Annotated in this window: 19 protein-coding genes and 1 pseudogene; 11 read left to right on the top strand and 9 right to left on the bottom strand. The window is 53.6% G+C overall.

The features are described from left to right. Nucleotides 1–8 precede the first annotated feature (8 nt). The 3 genes from JFU58_RS04790 to JFU58_RS04780 all read left to right on the top strand — a co-directional run bounded on the left by JFU58_RS04790 (nt 9) and on the right by JFU58_RS04780 (nt 2,328). The gene (locus tag JFU58_RS04790; protein ID WP_017475279.1) at nt 9–872 is read left to right on the top strand and encodes a LysR family transcriptional regulator; all 864 of its coding nucleotides are present in this window, start codon (nt 9–11) and stop codon (nt 870–872) included. 101 nt (nt 873–973) lie between these two features. Then, the gene (locus JFU58_RS04785) at nt 974–1,513 is read left to right on the top strand and encodes a kinase inhibitor (protein ID WP_093198214.1); all 540 of its coding nucleotides are present in this window, start codon (nt 974–976) and stop codon (nt 1,511–1,513) included. A gap of 5 nt (nt 1,514–1,518) precedes the next feature. Next, on the top strand, nt 1,519–2,328 hold the full coding sequence (locus tag JFU58_RS04780) for a helix-turn-helix transcriptional regulator (RefSeq protein ID WP_201139970.1): 810 nt from the start codon (nt 1,519–1,521) through the stop codon (nt 2,326–2,328). A 19-nt stretch (nt 2,329–2,347) separates the two neighbouring features. On the opposite strand, the gene JFU58_RS04775 is transcribed toward JFU58_RS04780, so the two are convergent. Continuing rightward, nucleotides 2,348–2,974 (bottom strand): hypothetical protein, encoded by a 627-nt coding sequence (locus JFU58_RS04775; protein ID WP_201139969.1) that lies wholly within the window; start codon nt 2,972–2,974, stop codon nt 2,348–2,350. A gap of 20 nt (nt 2,975–2,994) precedes the next feature. After that, on the bottom strand, nt 2,995–3,423 hold the full coding sequence (locus JFU58_RS04770; RefSeq protein WP_201139968.1) for a hypothetical protein: 429 nt from the start codon (nt 3,421–3,423) through the stop codon (nt 2,995–2,997). A 392-nt stretch (nt 3,424–3,815) separates the two neighbouring features. On the opposite strand from JFU58_RS04770, the gene JFU58_RS04765 reads away from it, so the two are divergent. Then, the gene (locus tag JFU58_RS04765; protein WP_017475280.1) at nt 3,816–5,042 is read left to right on the top strand and encodes an MFS transporter; all 1,227 of its coding nucleotides are present in this window, start codon (nt 3,816–3,818) and stop codon (nt 5,040–5,042) included. A 358-nt stretch (nt 5,043–5,400) separates the two neighbouring features. Continuing rightward, on the top strand, nt 5,401–5,730 hold the full coding sequence (locus tag JFU58_RS04760) for a DUF6124 family protein (protein WP_177020115.1): 330 nt from the start codon (nt 5,401–5,403) through the stop codon (nt 5,728–5,730). Between the two features lie 506 nt (nt 5,731–6,236). Here JFU58_RS04760 and JFU58_RS04755 read toward each other — a convergent pair. Further along, nucleotides 6,237–7,154, bottom strand: coding sequence for a LysR family transcriptional regulator (locus JFU58_RS04755; RefSeq protein WP_201139967.1), 918 nt, complete (start codon nt 7,152–7,154; stop codon nt 6,237–6,239). Nucleotides 7,155–7,220: 66 nt separating this feature from the next. Between JFU58_RS04755 and JFU58_RS04750 the strand changes: the two genes are divergently transcribed. Further along, entirely contained in the window at nt 7,221–7,838 is a 618-nt protein-coding gene (locus tag JFU58_RS04750) for a LysE family translocator (RefSeq protein ID WP_201139966.1), read from the top strand. Nucleotides 7,839–8,303: 465 nt separating this feature from the next. Here the strand turns inward: JFU58_RS04750 and yiaY are convergent, their stop codons facing one another. Continuing rightward, entirely contained in the window at nt 8,304–9,452 is a 1,149-nt protein-coding gene (gene yiaY, locus JFU58_RS04745) for an L-threonine dehydrogenase (protein ID WP_201139965.1), read from the bottom strand. 303 nt (nt 9,453–9,755) lie between these two features. Here yiaY and JFU58_RS04740 point away from each other — a divergent pair, with 303 nt between their 5' ends. From JFU58_RS04740 to JFU58_RS04730, 3 genes and pseudogenes are all read left to right on the top strand, one after another. Beyond that, entirely contained in the window at nt 9,756–10,190 is a 435-nt protein-coding gene (locus JFU58_RS04740; RefSeq protein ID WP_201139964.1) for a YeeE/YedE family protein, read from the top strand. Nucleotides 10,191–10,195: 5 nt separating this feature from the next. Next, nucleotides 10,196–10,615, top strand: a pseudogene (locus JFU58_RS04735) (DUF6691 family protein). A 47-nt stretch (nt 10,616–10,662) separates the two neighbouring features. After that, the gene (locus JFU58_RS04730) at nt 10,663–11,439 is read left to right on the top strand and encodes a nucleotidyltransferase domain-containing protein (protein WP_201139963.1); all 777 of its coding nucleotides are present in this window, start codon (nt 10,663–10,665) and stop codon (nt 11,437–11,439) included. 223 nt (nt 11,440–11,662) lie between these two features. Here the strand turns inward: JFU58_RS04730 and JFU58_RS04725 are convergent, their stop codons facing one another. Next, nucleotides 11,663–11,962 carry a hypothetical protein gene (locus JFU58_RS04725; protein WP_017475289.1) on the bottom strand — a complete coding sequence of 100 codons (300 nt, stop codon included), beginning with the start codon at nt 11,960–11,962 and terminating at the stop codon, nt 11,663–11,665. Between the two features lie 396 nt (nt 11,963–12,358). Between JFU58_RS04725 and JFU58_RS04720 the strand changes: the two genes are divergently transcribed. Then, entirely contained in the window at nt 12,359–13,177 is an 819-nt protein-coding gene (locus JFU58_RS04720) for a DUF2971 domain-containing protein (RefSeq protein WP_201139962.1), read from the top strand. A 262-nt stretch (nt 13,178–13,439) separates the two neighbouring features. Here the strand turns inward: JFU58_RS04720 and JFU58_RS04715 are convergent, their stop codons facing one another. Further along, entirely contained in the window at nt 13,440–14,054 is a 615-nt protein-coding gene (locus JFU58_RS04715; protein ID WP_201139961.1) for a hypothetical protein, read from the bottom strand. Between the two features lie 234 nt (nt 14,055–14,288). On the opposite strand from JFU58_RS04715, the gene JFU58_RS04710 reads away from it, so the two are divergent. Then, the gene (locus JFU58_RS04710) at nt 14,289–15,170 is read left to right on the top strand and encodes a restriction endonuclease (RefSeq protein WP_201139960.1); all 882 of its coding nucleotides are present in this window, start codon (nt 14,289–14,291) and stop codon (nt 15,168–15,170) included. 44 nt (nt 15,171–15,214) lie between these two features. On the opposite strand, the gene JFU58_RS04705 is transcribed toward JFU58_RS04710, so the two are convergent. From JFU58_RS04705 to JFU58_RS04695, 3 genes are read right to left on the bottom strand one after another with little or no spacing between them, the layout of a single operon-like run. Continuing rightward, nucleotides 15,215–16,330, bottom strand: coding sequence for a reverse transcriptase family protein (locus JFU58_RS04705; RefSeq protein WP_201139959.1), 1,116 nt, complete (start codon nt 16,328–16,330; stop codon nt 15,215–15,217). Then, nucleotides 16,290–16,613 (bottom strand): helix-turn-helix transcriptional regulator, encoded by a 324-nt coding sequence (locus tag JFU58_RS04700; RefSeq protein ID WP_201139958.1) that lies wholly within the window; start codon nt 16,611–16,613, stop codon nt 16,290–16,292. Before JFU58_RS04700 ends, JFU58_RS04705 begins: the two co-directional genes overlap by 41 nt. Nucleotides 16,614–16,655: 42 nt before the next feature. Beyond that, on the bottom strand, nt 16,656–16,820 hold the full coding sequence (locus tag JFU58_RS04695) for a hypothetical protein (RefSeq protein WP_201139957.1): 165 nt from the start codon (nt 16,818–16,820) through the stop codon (nt 16,656–16,658). Nucleotides 16,821–17,301: the final 481 nt, after the last annotated feature.

Below are 17,301 nucleotides of genomic sequence, written 5' to 3'. Positions count from 1 at the left end.
TAAGCGCAATGCCGGCCAGTGACTTGCAACTCGATTGGCTCAAATGCTTTGTGGCCGTGGTGGATGCCGGCTCCTTGTCGGGCGCCGCCCATGAGGTCAACCGCTCGCAGTCCGCCGTCAGCATGCAGATGAAAAAACTCGAGGCTGCCCTTGGACGACAGCTGTTGAGTCGAGGCCCCCGGCACCTGCAACTGACCGCCGACGGCCAGACACTGCTGGGCTACGCCCGCCGGATGCTCGCCCTCCACGCTGAAACCCAGGCGGCGTTCCACGGCGAAGAGCTGACCGGGCGCATTCGTCTCGGCGTTGCGGAAGACTACGCGGCCAGGTACCTCACACCGCTGCTCAAGCGTTACTCGCCGCGTTACGCCGGTGTGGAAATCGAACTGACCTGTGAACAGTCGACCACCTTGATCCCACAGTTGCGCAGCGGCGACCTTGACCTGGCGCTGGTGTCCAGGGACTCGCCCCAGAGCGGTACCTTTCTGTTCAAGGAACCCATGGTCTGGGTCGGCTCACCCCAATTCGAACTGTGGCGACGCGACCCGCTCCCCATCGCCGTCTATGAAAGCGCCAGCCTGGCGCGGCGGTATGCGGTGAACTCACTGACCCAACAGGGCCGCGAATTCAAGGTGGTCTACAACAGCTCCAGCCTTGCCGGCCAGGTGGCCGCCGTCGAGGGCGGGCTTGCGATTGCCGCGATCACCCAATGCACCGTACAGCCATCGCTACAGGTCTTGGGTGAGGAGCACGGCTTGGCAGCCATTGAACCCATGGACGTTTCGATTTTGCGTAGCCGGGCCTCTCGCAGCTCCAAAGCGGTGAACAGCCTGCATGCGTTTATCATCCGGGCGCTCAGGGTTCAGCCTTAGTGGAGAGAGCATTTCGGCACAATCATCGAGCGCTTCGGCGCAGTCCTGCGTCCCGGTGATGTTTAGGCTTAACGCTAAATCCACGCCTGGACACCACCACGATGAAACTCAAAGCACTTGCACCAGCGATTACCCTGATCATGGCCGCCAGCGGACACGCCGCCAGCTTCTCACTCAGCAGCCCGGACATTGCCGACCAACGCCCACTGACACGCCTGCAAGAATTCAACGGCTTCGGCTGCAACGGCGGCAACACCTCCCCTGCCCTGTCTTGGGCCAATGCTCCGGCAGGCACCAAAAGCTTTGCCATCACCGTCTACGATCCCGACGCCCCTACCGGCAGCGGCTGGTGGCACTGGACGGTGGTCAACCTGCCCGCCGCCGTCTCCAGCCTGCCGAGCAATGTCGGCACCCACCTGCCAGCCGGGGCGGTGCAAGGCCGCACGGATTACGGCCAACCGGGCTTCGGCGGCGCCTGCCCGCCAGTGGGTGATAAACCCCATCGCTATCAATTCACGGTGTGGGCGTTGAAAGTCGACACGCTGCCGATCGACAATCAATCCAGCGGCGCCCTGGTCGGCTACATGCTCAATGCCAACAGCCTGGCCAAGGCCACAATCACGGCCCCTTACGGACGCTAGTCACGATGGATGTTCACGAAGGTGTGCGGCACAGGGAAAGCATCATCGAAAGCTGCGTGATCAGGGCCCGGCAACACCACACCCTGCAACGCGTGCCGATCTTCATGACCGCCCTGTGCCGCGTGCGCCAAGGGCAAAAACTGATGCAGTGGGACGCGCGCGAAATGCGCGCGGGCCCACAGCATTTGATTTTACTGCCCGCAGGCCGCGAGCTTGGCGTGACCAACTTTCCCGGCGCCCAGGGTGACTACATCGCTGACGTGGTGTCGTTTCCGGTGCCGGTGTTGCGCAACTTCATCGCTCGGTATGGCGCGCAGTTCAAGGGCAGCATGAATACGGACCTTTGCGTACGCCTGGACAAACAGACCCGCCAAGCCTGGGACCAATTGCTGATCGCCCTGAACACCAGAGCCCCCGCGGCGTTATGCACCCACTATGGCGAAGCGGTGCTGCTCTGCCTGTGCCTGGCTGGCCAGGCGGGCCCGTTACTGATGGATCGCAACGATCTATTGAGTGAGCGGGTGCAACGGCTGATCAGCAGTAACTTGTCCAGGGACTGGAACGTGGCCACGGTTGCGAAGCAGTTGAACCTGGGGGAATCCACGCTGCGCCGGCAGCTGGCCAATGAGGATGCGAGCTTCAGGGCGATTCTGGAAAATGTTCGCCTCGGGGCGGCGTTGCAACAGCTGCAAACGTCCAGGGATTCCATAGGGGAGATTTCCAACGCGTGCGGGTATGCGTCGGCGTCGCGGTTTGCGGTCAGGTTTAAGTCGCATTATGGGCTTTCGCCGCGGTCGTTGCGGGCGGCGATGTGAGCCCGCCCGCAGTTATCATTCAATTGAGTTTCACACCAGTGGTCCAGCCGCCGACTTTGTCTGCCACCCCAGGGTTCTGCGTAACAAGTACAATAATACTCAGCGTGCTCATTCTCTCAAAAGGAATGACACTTACTGAAAAATTCGGTGCTGGTACGTTCAGATAAGATTCCAGCATCATAATTCGCGCAGTACTTGGCGTCCCATTTCTCAATGGATAAGTGGCACTAAAAGCTGGGGCGCCCACATTTTTAACTCGATAAAAAATCAGGGGGCTTAGAAAAACCAACTTAAACATAGCCAGACCACCAGCAACACACTTCTGAGCAAAAATAATCACCCGAACAAAACCGACGCCTCTTAACGGGCACTTGGAAATGCATTTCGCACGAATACGTTTACGCCGAGCAATCGCGCTCCTCAGTAGCCACGCAATATGCTTAGATCCTAATATTGGATAAATCGCATTAATCCATCCAAGCCGGATGGCCCTATGTAAATCGTTGATTTCATGCGCACCACTATTCGCTTTAGGAGCTAACAGCCAGCTTTCTATTTCCAGGCTGTTTTTGATACCCAGCGATTGCAATAGCTTATGATGTGAACATATAGATTTAGCAATCGAGTTGACAAACCCAGGGGTCAAGCGCCTGATTTTTCTTTGAGTCAAGTGGATGGCAAGGCTATCATTTCTGTCCAACTCAAGGAAAGCCGCTTATCCAGCGCAACGGTTAAACCTTGCCGGCCCATAGAAATTAACAGCAGCATAGACAGTGCCGTGACTGCTATCAACGACCAGCCTGGCAATGTTTCAGAGAGATCAAAAACCACATTAAAAAACAACTTAATCAATATCAGCGGAAATAAAAATGCAAGTGCAAACGTTATAACTTTTACAAGCACAAAGCGGTGCTGTCTAAAACAGTATCTATAGAGTGAACTCTTAAAAAACAGCGTCTTACTGATTGCTTTACTCTTGTGGCTTGGCTTGCGCATTCCGCAAACAACACAACACCAAAAAAATAAACACGGAAACCCAAAAACCGCCAAAAATACCGTCAACTCAAACGACAGGCTTCTACTTAGCAACTCCATTAGCCAACCTCTCCAATCGGCGCACAATACTATGTGACGCGCTTTTAAATACCGCGAAAAACCTCAACAAAAAATCCAAGCCCTATAAGAAAATCCCGTATTTTTACGAACGGAAAGTGGGCTTATTTTTTTGATGAAGGAAATGACCGTAGCTGATTACGTGCAACGCTATCGCTCAGAACGCAAAATAATACTATTTAGCCATCATTCTGTCCATAAACCAGCTTCCCGTACTCACTTCCTGCGCGCACCTCTGAGCGTCTAATCGATGAGGTTGATGATTACTATCGAACCGGTCGCCTATTGGCTAACCAAAACCCATTCCTATAATCGCCTCCACTTTCCCCCTCCCGTCTGTCCTCAGGCGAAATATCCTCCCGGAACCCGACACCATGCCAAGCGCAAGCCGGGCCCCTAGCGGCCTCCCCGAACATAATCAACAAACCGTCCTGCAGCAGTGGCTGGCGATTCTCTCGGTTGCCGTGGGCGCCTTCGCCCTGGTCACCAGCGAATTCCTGCCAGTAGGCGTACTCAATGACGTCGCCGCCGACCTCGGCATCAGCGCCGGCCACGCCGGCCTGATGGTCACCCTGCCCGGCATCATGGCCGCCCTCGCCGCCCCGCTGCTGTCGGTGGGCATTGGCGCCATGGACCGCCGCTACCTGCTGATCGGCCTGACCCTGATCATGATCATCGCCAACATGGTGGTGGCCTACGCCAGCGACTTCAGCCTGCTGCTGTTCGGCCGCGTATTGCTGGGCATCAGCATCGGCGGCTTCTGGGCCACGGCCATCGCCCTCAGCGGCCGCCTGGCGCCCAAGGGCGTCGGCGTAGCGAAAGCCACCTCGATCATCATGATGGGCGTGACCCTGGCCACCGTCCTCGGCGTGCCCGTCGGCACCTGGCTGAGCGGCCTGATGGGCTGGCGCATGACCTTCCTCGTCACCGCGCTGGTGGGCATCCCGGTACTGCTGGCGCAGATGTTCCTGCTGCCCCGCCTCGAACCGGAAAAAGCCATTCGCATCAGCGACCTGCCGGCCCTGTTCATCAACCCACAAGCCCGGGTCGGCTTGATCGCCGTGCTGCTGATCGGCCTGGCGCACTTTGCCGCCTACACCTACGTCGCCCCGTTCTTCAAAAACAGCTCCGGCTTCGACGGCCCGACCATTGGCTCCCTGCTGCTGCTCTACGGCGTGGCCGGCGTAATGGGCAACGTCTTCGCCGGCTTCGCCGCCAACCGCAGCGTGCGCCACACCCTGCTGCTGGTGGCCCTGATGATCGGCACCAGCACCGCCCTGTTCCCCTACTTCGCCACCGGCATGAGCGGCGCCGTGATGCTGATCGCACTGTGGGGCTTCGCCTTCGGCGCCTTCCCGGCGTGCGCAAGCATCTGGATGTTCGTGGTTGCACCCAAGGATGTGGAACGTGGCATGCCGCTGTTCGTGGCGTTGTTCCAGGTGATCATTGCCGTGGGCTCGTTCTTTGGCGGGCAGATCGTCGACAAGATGGGCACTTCGGTGCTGTTGAGTTTGGCGACCGCGTTGGTGGGCGCTGGGTTTGTGACGGTACTGGTGTTGGGGCGCAAGGTGAGTAATAGCCTGGCGGCGCAACCGGCTTGAGAAAGAAAAACGGGACTGATGGATTTCAGTCCCGTGGCTTGAGGCAGTGAGCACGGCGCCTTGCTCCATTGCCTACAGTTGCGTCAGAATCCGCCGGCTTGTGCACCTGGGTGGGCGTCTCTAAGGTTGCTCGGTCGCTGAAAACTCAGTGATCGGGTTTAGTAGCCCGAGGTTCAACCTAACGTGTGCATGAGCTTCATCTGTCGGACGTCATTGTCTGTGCTTGATGGTGGCTGTGCGTAGGGCGCCCTCGGGCGCGCCGGTTTTTGTTAGGTTCCCCCGGTCTACTAACCTGCGTACAGCTGCCACCCCCTCGTTTAGTAGCAACGGGGTGGAAGCCCGAGCAAGGAACTTAACGATGTTCAAGGTAACGCCAAATCCTCCGGGAACTCCCGATTTGAAACTCAACCAAGCCGCGCACCGTGCCTTGGATCACTATCTCAATCCCTCCTCCGCCAAAACCACCCCGCCGTCGGGTGCGCTGTTCAGTGTGGCTGCTGATGCCAGCAGTGAAAGTCTGATCACCAATAGCTATGAAACCTTTGCCTCGGTCAGCGCGTTGCTGCTTGATCTGTCGGACGAACTGAGCGGGAAAGACCGTGATGTGGCGTTGGCTATTCACCAACTGAGTGAGTTGGGGGTGCTGTTGATGGGCAAGCTGATGGATCGGGAGGTGCCTTGTAGCTGAGGCTGGATGTAGTCCGGGCTGCTCACTAGCTCAATAGATCAGTCGCCGAGGCGTTGCAGGCATCTGCAGCGGCTCAGCGAAAATGGATAGTTGGTGGGTTTTACTGCGATCATTGCGCGGTTGGGTTTGTAACAAGCGACCTTTTACAAGGTGCAGAACGATCATGAGCGACCGCATCTGGCCGTTTACTGCCCATTGCGAAAGGCAGCCATCGGATTTCTGCCACGCGATAAGCCTCAATCGAGCCACTGCGCGGTTCTATACCATCAGAACCCCAAGCATTTTCTCCTCGTTTATCCAGCCGTGGCGACTGACTCGGTTTCACGAAAAACAGTTCATAGCCCTGAAGCAACAACGTACGTCGCTCTGCCTCGGCTCGATGCGTTCAAGCTAGGCGTCATCGGACTTCGTGTTTTTCTTGTGCAAGTGGGACGGGCTGTTCGTCAGAAAGGCCTGCAGCCTTACTGGTCTGATTTGTAGTGGATGAAACTGAAGATCGACAAGCCTCAGCCCACTGCCTGCAACCAATTAAGTAAATCCATTTCCAGACTGCCTGGCTTAGGGGCTGTGGGAGACAACAGGCAGTAGTGTGAGCCGTCTTCAACAAATCCTAATGGTGCAACTAACACGCCGCTCTGAATATCGTCGCGCACTAAGTGCCATGGGCCAATTGCCACCCCGAGGCCTGCGACAGCCGCTTGGATGCTGAAATAAAAGTGCTCAAAAGATTGCATCTCCGTGGCAGTAACGGGCAGTCCTTTTGCATTAGCCCACTCCTGCCAAGCCGTAGGTCGGCTAGTAGTCTGAAGCAGCGGGGCTGTGGAGCGCAGACTTTTCCTGCTTTTGCCGAACCACTGATCTGCCTTTTCTGGCCGACAGACAGGGCCGATCTTCTCTGGGAATAGGGTCTCAGCATGATAACCGGAGGGGCGAGGAAAATCGTCCCGCCGAATGGCTAAATCTATGCCATGGTCGAATGAAAAGACGCCGCCTCCGGCCACTAAATGAATGTCTATCCCTCGATGAGGTGCTTGGAAGTCGCTCCAACGAGGGATCAGCCATCGCATTAACAGCGTTGGCTCGCAGGACAGCACAAGCTGACGAGCACGACGGGCGTCGGTGCGTATCTCGCGAACCGCCTGGTTCATCAATCCAAGCCCTTCACTAACTGCTTTCGCCAGGTGTCTTCCGGCGTCCGTTAAAAAAACCCTTCGGCTACGCCGCTCGAACAGTTCAACACCCAGATCCTCTTCAAGCAAGCGCACTGCTCGGCTTATAGCACCTGGTGTCAGATGCAGTTCGTCAGCTGCACGGGCGAAGTTTTCGAACCTTCCGGCTGATTCGAAGCAACGCAACGCGAGCAGAGAAGGCGTGCGTGTCTCGGAGGTTGATGAGCTGTAGTCACTATTACCTTCAGAAATCATCGTTATTGCCAGTGCGTATGGTCTGTAAAAATAGCTTTATACCACCATTAATTCGAAGAGTGCCGCATGAGCGAATGGATAGTAGTAATCACCATTACGATACTCGCATGTATCAGTCCCGGGCCGGATTTCGCCATGGTTTCTCGCAACGGATTGCTACTGTCTCGACGGGCGGGCGTCCTCACCGCTGTGGGTATTGGTTTGGGGGTGCTTGTCCACCTCTGCTATACGCTGCTCGGACTAGGGTTAGTGCTTCAACAATCGCCTTGGTTGTTCAATGCGCTGAAGCTGGCTGGAGCTGCGTATCTCGTCTACCTAGGCATCAAAATGCTTCGTTCTAAGCCGGCTATTGAACCGCTGGACGCACCGCCACCGGCCATATCAGATTTTGCAGCTCTGCGTACGGGATTTCTCACGAATGCGTTGAATCCGAAAACGTCGATCTTCATCGTTAGTCTGTTCATGGGTGTAGTACGACCGGACACTGCCTTGACAGTGCAAATTGCATATGGGCTTTCCATCGCTGGGGCGCACACGGTGTGGTTCAGTCTCGTCGCGCTGTGCTTTTCGGCCGGGATGGTGCGCGAGAAATTGTTGGCTGCAAGACAATGGATTGACCGAATTTTTGGAGGCCTACTCGTGAGCTTCGGGATATTACTGGCAATCGCTCAGCGTTCAGTCTGAGTTGCGTTAGCTCTTGCGCAGCGCCTATCAGAACGCCGCATGTTCAAGTTGTTTCTCGAAGGCCGCCAGCACGGCGCTCTACTTACTGGAGGATGCTCAGTTCCAGCCCATTCCGATCCCCTCTGTGCCCTCCTGGCGCGGAGGTTTCACTTAAGCCAGCTGCGTAGACATGCGTGCTGGCACGACCATGGATAGACGTACGCGGTATGCCTGTTCCGGAGCGTAAACCATCGGTGTCGATCTCTACTTAAGTATTCATAGTTGAAACGGCTAGAACACATAAGCGAGTAGCACATGCTTAAGTAGAACGTTGTCACCGGTCGCTCCTGGCCGCCAGTAGCTATTCATGACAGACCGCTTCCGGCCAAGCCAGTGAGCCACTTCCACCCTATCGGTGAGCAAAACCAAAACACCCCGCACTTCAACCAAAGGCGGGGCGTTCTCTCCAGCATCACTTCACATCAATCACATCGCTGTATGAAAAATCTGCTCGATCTCATCCTGATTGGCAGGACGCGGATTGGTAAAACCGCAGGCATCTTTCATCGCATTGGCTGCCAGGGTCGGAATATCGTCACCCTTCACACCCAGTTCGACGAGCCCACTCGGAATCCCCACATCCGCAGACAGTTTACGGATGGCCGTGATAGCCGCCGCCGCACCCTTCTCCGCATCCAGCTGCTGAGTCTCAACCCCCATCGCATGGGCGATATCCTTAAACCGGGCCGGGCATACGCTGGCGTTGAAGCTCGACACATGGGGCAGCAGGATCGCGTTGCACACGCCGTGAGGCAGGTCGTAGAACCCGCCCAGTTGGTGCGCCATGGCGTGTACATACCCCAGCGAAGCATTGTTGAAGGCCATGCCGGCAAGAAATTGCGCGTAGGCCATGTTTTCCCGGGCGGTCATGTTGTCACCCTGGGCAACGGCGGTGCGCAGGTTGGCCGAGATCAGTTCGATGGCTTTGAGTGCGCAGGCATCGGTGATCGGTGTGGCCGCGGTCGACACGTAGGCTTCGACGGCGTGGGTCAGTGCGTCCATGCCGGTGGCGGCGGTCAGGCCTTTGGGCATGGCGGCCATCAGCGAAGGGTCGTTGACGGATAACAGGGGCGTGACGTTGCGGTCGACGATGGCCATTTTCACGTGGCGAACTTCGTCGGTGATGATGCAGAAACGCGTCATTTCACTCGCCGTGCCGGCGGTGGTGTTGATGGCGATCAGGGGCATTTGTGGCTTGGCAGATTGGTCGACGCCTTCGTAATCACTGATGTGCCCGCCGTTGGCGGCGCACAGGGCAATGCCCTTGGCGCAGTCATGGGGGGAACCGCCGCCCAGGGAAATAATGAAATCACAGTCGCTGCGGGCCAGCAATTCAAGGCCCTTCTCCACGTTGCTGACGGTCGGATTCGGTTTGGCGCCATCAAACAGGGTGGAGTCGATGTCTTGCTGGGCCAACAGGCCAGCGACCTTGGCCGCCACGCCGGCTTTGGCCAGGCCGGCATCGGTGACGATCAAGGCTTTGCGGAATCCGTACTTGCGGATTGCGAGCATCGCCTCGTCGAGGCTGCCAATGCCCATCATGTTCACGGAGGGAATGAAGAAGGTGCTACTCATGATAAATCCTCTTTTTATTATGGAGACACGGGAGTCAGTGAGGTTTTCTACTCATCTCGCAGGTGATGCGGCGCGTCTTGTTGTCATCGTTAACGATCACAAAGCTGAGCCTAAACCTATGGCGTCAGACCGAAATGGTCCTTTAGCGGGCATTGCCACCTCCTTTAGTACTGGAAGCAGGGCTTCACCATTCCATGGGGGCGGCAGCAAAATCTGACTTGCACAGACCCCGACCCGCGCGGATGGTTATGATGGTTCGCTGATCAACAGCCCTCACCCACTCTCCTGTGCAGGAACTGCAAAATGAGCATTGATTGGATCAACTTCACGCCTTGGGCTTCATTAGGCGGAGGCGCCTTGATCGGGCTGTCCGTCAGCGTGTTTGTTCTCGCGAATGGCCGAGTCGCAGGTATCAGCGGCTTGCTGGGTAGCGTGATGCGGTTTGGCAGTGAGGGCTGGGGCGAGAAAGCGTTGTTTCTGCTTGGCCTGGTGATTGCGCCATTGCTGTGGGGGCTGTTTAGCGTCTTGCCACAGATCGAGATCACGGCACAGTGGCCGGCCTTGGTGATGGCGGGGTTGCTCGTTGGCTTGGGAACCCGGTACGGCTCCGGCTGTACCAGTGGTCACGGCGTGTGTGGGATCTCTCGATTGTCACCCCGCTCCCTGGTGGCGACCATGTGCTTTATGACCGCGGGCTTTGCAACGGTGTACCTCATCCGCCATGTGCTGGGGGTTTGAAGCTGATGACCAAGTTGAGCGCATTTCTCGCCGGGCTGATCTTTGGCCTGGGCCTGCTCTTGGCCGGCATGGCCAACCCCGCCAAGGTGTTGGCGTTTCTTGACGTGGCGGGGGCCTAGGACCCGTCACTCGCCTTGGTGATGGTCGGGGCCATCGCCGTGGCAGTTGTCCCTATGAATTGGGCGCGCAAGCACAAACGATCTTTGCTCGCGGCCCCCATGCAGTTACCTGTTAACCGGGAGTTGGACCTGCGCTTGATAGGAGGCAGCGTGGTGTTCGGTATTGGCTGGGGAATTGCCGGTATCTGCCCTGGGCCTGCGGTCGCCCTTCTGTTTACCGGGCACTGGCAAGTTCTCATCTTCGTAGTGGCGATGCTGGCGGGTATGTATGTGTTTTCCAGCCTGGAAGGCCGGCGCACGTCTTGATGGGGTTTGACCCCGATTTTCACTGAGCACCACTCACGGACGGCTTCATGGAACGACTCCAACCTCGTGGCATTGATGCGGACGGTTATATCCTCACCGTGTCCAACGTCGAGATGCAGCCACAGTTTCAGGCTTTGCTGACGGACGTTTGCATGACGCTCGCGCAGCCGGAACCTGTGCTGGACGGGATTTATATTTATGGCAGTGTCGCTAGAGGCGACGCCGTGCCGGGGGTTTCCGACCTTGACCTAACCCTTATTCTGCACAGTCCTCCTACGTCGCAGGATCTGGAAATGCTGGAGTCGAAAAGGCGCACGCTGGAAAGTCGGCATGCCGAAGTCACCAAGATCGATTTCGATATCGGTAGTCGTGCTGAGGTATTGGCACCTGACAATCGATTGAGCTGGGGGTATTGGCTCAAGCATCACTGTCGTTGCTTATGGGGCAATGATCTGACCAATCGCTTCGACCGGTTCAAGCCGTCGCGCGATATCGCCATTGCCGTGAATGGTGACTTTGAATCCGTACTGACCCGGTATGCCGACCTTATCGACCAGGCGACCATACCGACGCAATCGCTACGCTTGCAGCGCGAAGCTTCGCGCAAACTCATCCGGTCAACTCAAGTGCTTCGCTCTGAACAGGACCTGATGTGGCCGCAAACACTGGAAGAGCTGGTAGAGCAGTTTGTTCAGCATTACCCGAGTATGAGGATGCAGATCTCTTTTTTCTTGTCCCAGGCAAGGAACCCGGATGCCAAGCCGAAGAAGTTTACGACTCAGCTCCATCGTTTTTTGACCTGGATGGCTGCACAAACCGGTTGAATCCATAACGCGCCTATGAAATCAGGGGCGATTCATGTACCCACAGACGGGTTATCACGCATGCCACTACCGCGAAATTCGATATCCATAACCCGTTGGCTGCTCCATGGAGTTGCTGAATTGAGTGAGTCATCTAAGCGATCCAGGATCCTCATCGAAAGATACGCCTCCAAGCGACAACAGGCCTTGGATCAACTCCCCTGAATGACCGATACCCCTCTTCTTATTGATGAGTATCAGCCTCCTCTGCGGGGTAAAACTCGCCCTCCTTCCCCATTTTTTTCAGCCGTTCGCGCACAATTACCTCGACACTGGCTACGGCGGTTTGATCGTCAGGGTTGACCAACTGCAAGCACAGGCGTTGGACATTCTGATCGTGGGTGCCCTCGCTCATCATCTCGTGGGTGAAGACTTGTTCGCCACGCCATAGGCATAGCTGGGTATGCGTCTCGCCAAGCCATATTTCGTTGATTGATCCAAGGTCGGTTGTCTCTAGTTGATCGACGGTGATTGTCTTATCCATTGCACTGTACCTTACCCATGAGTAGATACAGGTAGACTTACCGGCATAGCGGGTCGTTCCACGCATTGGCAGTTCAACCGGGCTAATGGTGGTTAAGCACGTCCCGGTTGGAACCAGGCCAATTGACGATTGAAGGCGGGCAGTACGAGCCGATAAGGGCAATCACATGACTGATCCTGCTGTTTCACATGCAAATGGGCGCGTCTGGATCAACCTTGATCTCCCCCTCTCGGGCCGATACTGCCAGCTCAACAGATGGCGTGCAGCTTACGGAACGACCGGCTGCTATCGGCCAGAAGCGGACGTTCGCAAGCGGTCGCTGACGGCCAGCAACGGCCAGTGGACAGACTGACGGCGAAACAGTAGCGTCAGGTTTTTATCTAGGAATTAGAGCCCATGTCATCGCCGCTGCACCTCTACAAGTACGAGCGCTTTACCGCACAGTCGCTTCAGAACCTGAAAGACCAATTAATCTATTTCGGTTCCCCGCTCGCTTTCAATGACCCTTACGATTGCGCGCTTTCACCGCGCATCAAGGAGCCAACTGACGCCGATGTTGAGAAACTGCGAATCCATTACTTATCGAAGCCAAAAATAGAAAATGGGATTCGGCGAGAGTTCGAGCAGGCATCTCCTGCTGTGCTTCGGGATATGCTCCTTCGCATAGGTCAAAAAACCTTAGATGACATGATCAAAAGGTTTCTGTCACAACGTGGGGTCAGCTGCTTTTCAGAGAAGAAGGACAACTTGTTGATGTGGTCCCACTATGGGGATCATTGCAAAGGTTTTTGCCTGCAGTTTTCAACCTTGGCCGATCCATTTCATAAGATTAAGAAGGTCCGCTACACAGAAGACATGCCTATTCTCGACATCGTTCCGATCCTGTGCGGTGAAGACTCCGACCCTGTCTCCGATCTCTATTGTACCAAAGCGATTGATTGGGCTTACGAGCACGAGTGGCGTTCTATTCATAGCCAAGCCGGCACGGCGTATCGGTATCCTTCCGAAGCACTCACCGGCATCTACTTCGGCCCAGACATGCCCCGCACTGCGATTGAGATCATCGCGTTAGTTCTAGCAGGACAAAATGAACACGTCCAGTTATTCCAAGGTTCTCGGAGCAAGTCTAACTTCTCAGTTGAATTTCAGCCCATAAAATACATGTCACATCTGGAAGCTAAGCGGCTAGGATTGCTGGATACAACAGGTACTTAATCGGCCACTCAAATTGCACCCTCTAACCACGATTCCGCCATAACGTTTCGCACTGTATGCTTTGGGTTCCGACGAGGTAAAAATTCCTACTCAAATCTTAAGAAACTACCCGCGCCGACACAGCCAATCCGAGATCGGCAAGTGTCGGCCAGGGATATCTCCTGCCCGCCCATCATAGCAGGCTTCTTTTGGCCAAAATCGGGCACTGACAAACGACAAAATTCGGTCAAAAACGTTGGCTAGATGAGGGGAAAGGCTCTACTTATTTCACAACCAAGTATTGGTCTGCGCCAACGGAGTACTTGTATGGCACGCCACCTGTGATCAAAAAGTCCTCTGGAGAGGGCTCTATACCGTTGAGGGCGAGGAAGTGGATTAGATAAATACCTGGATTTTCGAGGTTCCGTACGAACGTGATCTCGTAGCTCTCACCTGCTCCAACATTCACAAATCGTAGAGGTGCGCGGTTGAGGGTTCCTGCGTACCGACCAGAAAGAAGATTAATCGGTTTCTGGTAAAGCGGTTTCCCATTTGCAAAGGCAACCGGTATCAGTGTCAAGGCATCATCGTCAAAGGTAACTTTGCTTTCCTTGTTGCCAAGGTTAGAAAGTATCACCTTTACTTGAAGCAGGTTTTGTCCATCCATCAGTGGCTGAACCGTTGATTCGACCTTCACCTGGATATGTGGTTTTTGTGTCGTCCTCTGATCCATTTCCTTCAGTGTATATTCTGTGACTTCCTTTTCTTTTTTCACATACACGGTGGAGTAGTAGCCCCATACCGCCACTACGATCGCAGCGATGATCGTCATAGCTTGTGCCAAGATCTGAGACCCGAGATGGATTTTTTCGATTTTGCTTAGCGAATTTTCTGACATTCTCAATTCCTCGTTTTCAAAAATACGAGACATTATCAATGGATGGAGGGCAAGCCAAGCTGTCCGGCGGGAATGGCACATCTATCGAAAATTTTCGGCCAAAAGCAACTGAAAGCAACCACTCAAGATGGCACCGAAAAAACGTTGTATTATTTGATTGCAATTACCACTTAAATGCAGGTAAAAATGTTTTAAGCTAACCGGGACAATCTACTACCTTAGGACTTTTCTAAAATGCTTGATTTTACTGAGCTTTCTAATGATGGACAAGATCTTGAGCTCTTGGTTAGAGAGTTGCTTTTCAGCATAGGGTACAAAGTCTACTGGAGTGGACGTGGGCCAGATGGTGGTAGAGATCTAGTTTGCATTGAAGAAACGAATAGCATTTTCATGCAGACCTCAAAAAAATGGCTAATTCAATGCAAACATAAAGCAGTATCCGGCGCTAGCGTAGGTGTCGCCGATTTGGACGATATTGTAACAAGCTGCGCCCAGCATGAATGTGATGGATATGTACTGATAACCTCGACACAACCCTCTTCTTCCGTTGTCACTAGGCTAGAACGCATTACACAATCCAATCACTCCCCAGTAATAGCCACCTACTGGGATTCGATTGAGCTAGAGCGGAGATTGAAAACTGCTCAACAGTGGAATATCGCGCAACGCTTCTTCCCTCGTAGCGCCTCCGGATGGCAGATATTTGCAAGCGAGAGACCAAATCATTGGACGGCAAATTATAGAGGGTATTATTTTCATATAACCAACCGTATTGGCTCAAGCTGCCAAATGTATCTATCAAACATCGTTGATAAACTTGATTTGCTCGAGCGCTTTGCCTTTCCAGAAAAGCACTTTATGAGGCTTCGCAGTGTTTACTTTAATGACAAAGGCGGAACTTTTATGTGGTATGTTGACTATATGCATCCACACGACGAAGCCCCGATTTTGACGGATAATCAGTTAGAGGAAGCGTTGAGCGAAGAATGGAATGATAGCTTTGATATAAAAATCAGAAGTTATATCGAACATAGCGATCACTATGATCCAGATCACTATGATTTTTATGACCGATACATGGGGCAATTCATCTTGGGAATGTATCGCCCAAACTGAGGAGACCGATATTTACTGATACGGGACATCCGACTTGAGCAAAATTAATCTGCCTCGTTTCCGTCATTAGCGTGTTCTGGGAGGAGCATGGTGATTAACTCTTGCTCATGCCAAGGTGGATGAAATTTTTCGTCTGTGGCGTTCGGTTTTGGTGGCTCTAAATATTCTTGCACACTGGTGATTGTCTTCAAAAAGTTCTTGTGCGAAGTCTTACCGAACTCGATCGCTGCAGGCAAGTTACTCGGATCAAGGTAGGCTGCCTCTCCAAGCAAACCACCAAGTTTGTATTCAAGTTCTTTTCGGGTCAGTCCATGATTTTTTCCGCTACCGTGAATTGCCTCTTTGATTAACCTCATCTTCCTATACCGTACGTTCGGCACCCGAATGCTACCTTCATGGACAACAACACCTGTGATGTGCTTTGGTATTCCATCCTTGAAAAGCCTAGTTTTTCTGGATGCAACTACATGACCGTATTGGCGAATGGTATTTTCGATCTGCCACAAATACCTTCGGCTAATACTCTCGCCTGAAAACGTCAGGTCGTCTACGTAGCATGTGAAAGTCAGCCCGTGTTCGGTGGCAATGATATTCAAATCATCGAAAAGTGCCTTATTGGCATAAAATGAAAGCAATGGACTAAGCGGGCTCCCTGTTGGGAGGCAATCATCAAAGGTCGTTAGGTCAGCATATAAACTGGCCACGTCGCCTGGAGCCTTCAGTGGCCCATTGAAAAAATTGAACACTTTAGACTTAGATGTCGAGCCAAAAAAATTGCGAATATCCAACGTTGCCACACACCTTCCTAACAAATGCATTTCTGCATTATTTTTGTAGGACGTGCCTTTCAGTGCGAACTGCATATATTTAGGTACTTGTACGCAGCGAAGGAGCCTTAGAATTCGTTCATGGATTGCAAGAAGTTTAGGTGCTGGCTTTTGCACCTGTCGAACCTTGGGCGGCTTTCCCAATTTAAAAGGATCCAACTCCGGAATCAGTTCAAAACGCCTGTAGTCCCCGATACATCGAATCACTTCCTGAATATCTGTAGAAAAAATGGCTGCCAGTTTTGCTTTGGACGAAGTGTTATACAATGCACTCTGAGAAATATCGTATGATTTACGCTCTTTTTTGGGTTTCTTTTCTCGTCTTAGCTTCATTTTTGTTTTCCATCCATTCCAAAAGATGAATCACTTTTTTTGCGACGCTCGACCTCAACCTTGTAGTAGGCTTTGGATCGTCCATGTTTTCGGAGAAAAACAAAATGGATGAAAGCGGGATATCAAAATACTTGCTATATTTAGTAAGCAGCTCAATCGAAGGTTGCTTTTTACCTGATTCTAATTCTGACAGGTGCGAGTTTGATATCTCAAGCTCTTTGCAGAGTTCTGTCTGAGACATGTCGTGGTATGTTCGAATCAAGCGTAGCGCCTGGTTCAGCATTATCGTTTCCTCTAAAAAGTGACAACAGCGGGGGTAAGACAGTCAGAACATTTCACGAATGCTTTCCGATATTTTAGGCCAGTGCCTGTCGATCAGAGTGAAGGCCAATCCGATCCAACGTACAGCACCAAAAATCACCTTTAACCATCTGACCTTGCATCGTGTCTTAACTGCCGGGCGTCGCTTGGCGGGTTTATCAATTTTCATCTTTATGTCCTCGTTGCCCCCTCGAATTGAGAGGTCTCGCGTGCAACTGGACTGAAAATTGGAGCAAGCAACACATTTCCCCCCTTCTGAGCACCTGCTTCCGGCTCGCGCGGAAGCAGTATCCCTTCGCGACCCGAGACCTGTGACGCTGAGGCTTCGGAGCGCGTGGGGAAGGGTCAGAGGTTCAACCTCCACAGGGCCGAAGCCCCCACATCTACGAGTAAATCTCCCTACCGCCTGTGCAGACTATTCTTGGGATGAGGTTCCGTCAAGATATTTTTCGCTTTAAGCGAAATAGTTTTCCATGACTGAAAGCCATTCACCTCTCATTCCGCGCTACGCATTGCGGCTGATTTATAAGTCAGGTGTTACGGATAGATCTATGCACTTGACTGCTCGTCGAGTCCACCCGTGCTGTTTTGACATACTGGACTGTTCATTTTTTGCCGGCAATTATCCCTAGCCCGAACGTCTGCTTCTG

It is taken from the genome of Pseudomonas sp. TH34, assembly GCF_016650865.1.
Taxonomy (GTDB): Bacteria; Pseudomonadota; Gammaproteobacteria; order Pseudomonadales; family Pseudomonadaceae; genus Aquipseudomonas; species Aquipseudomonas yamanorum.
The sequence above is the reverse complement of the archived record's forward strand: the minus strand, read 5'-3'. Positions and strand labels throughout refer to the sequence as shown.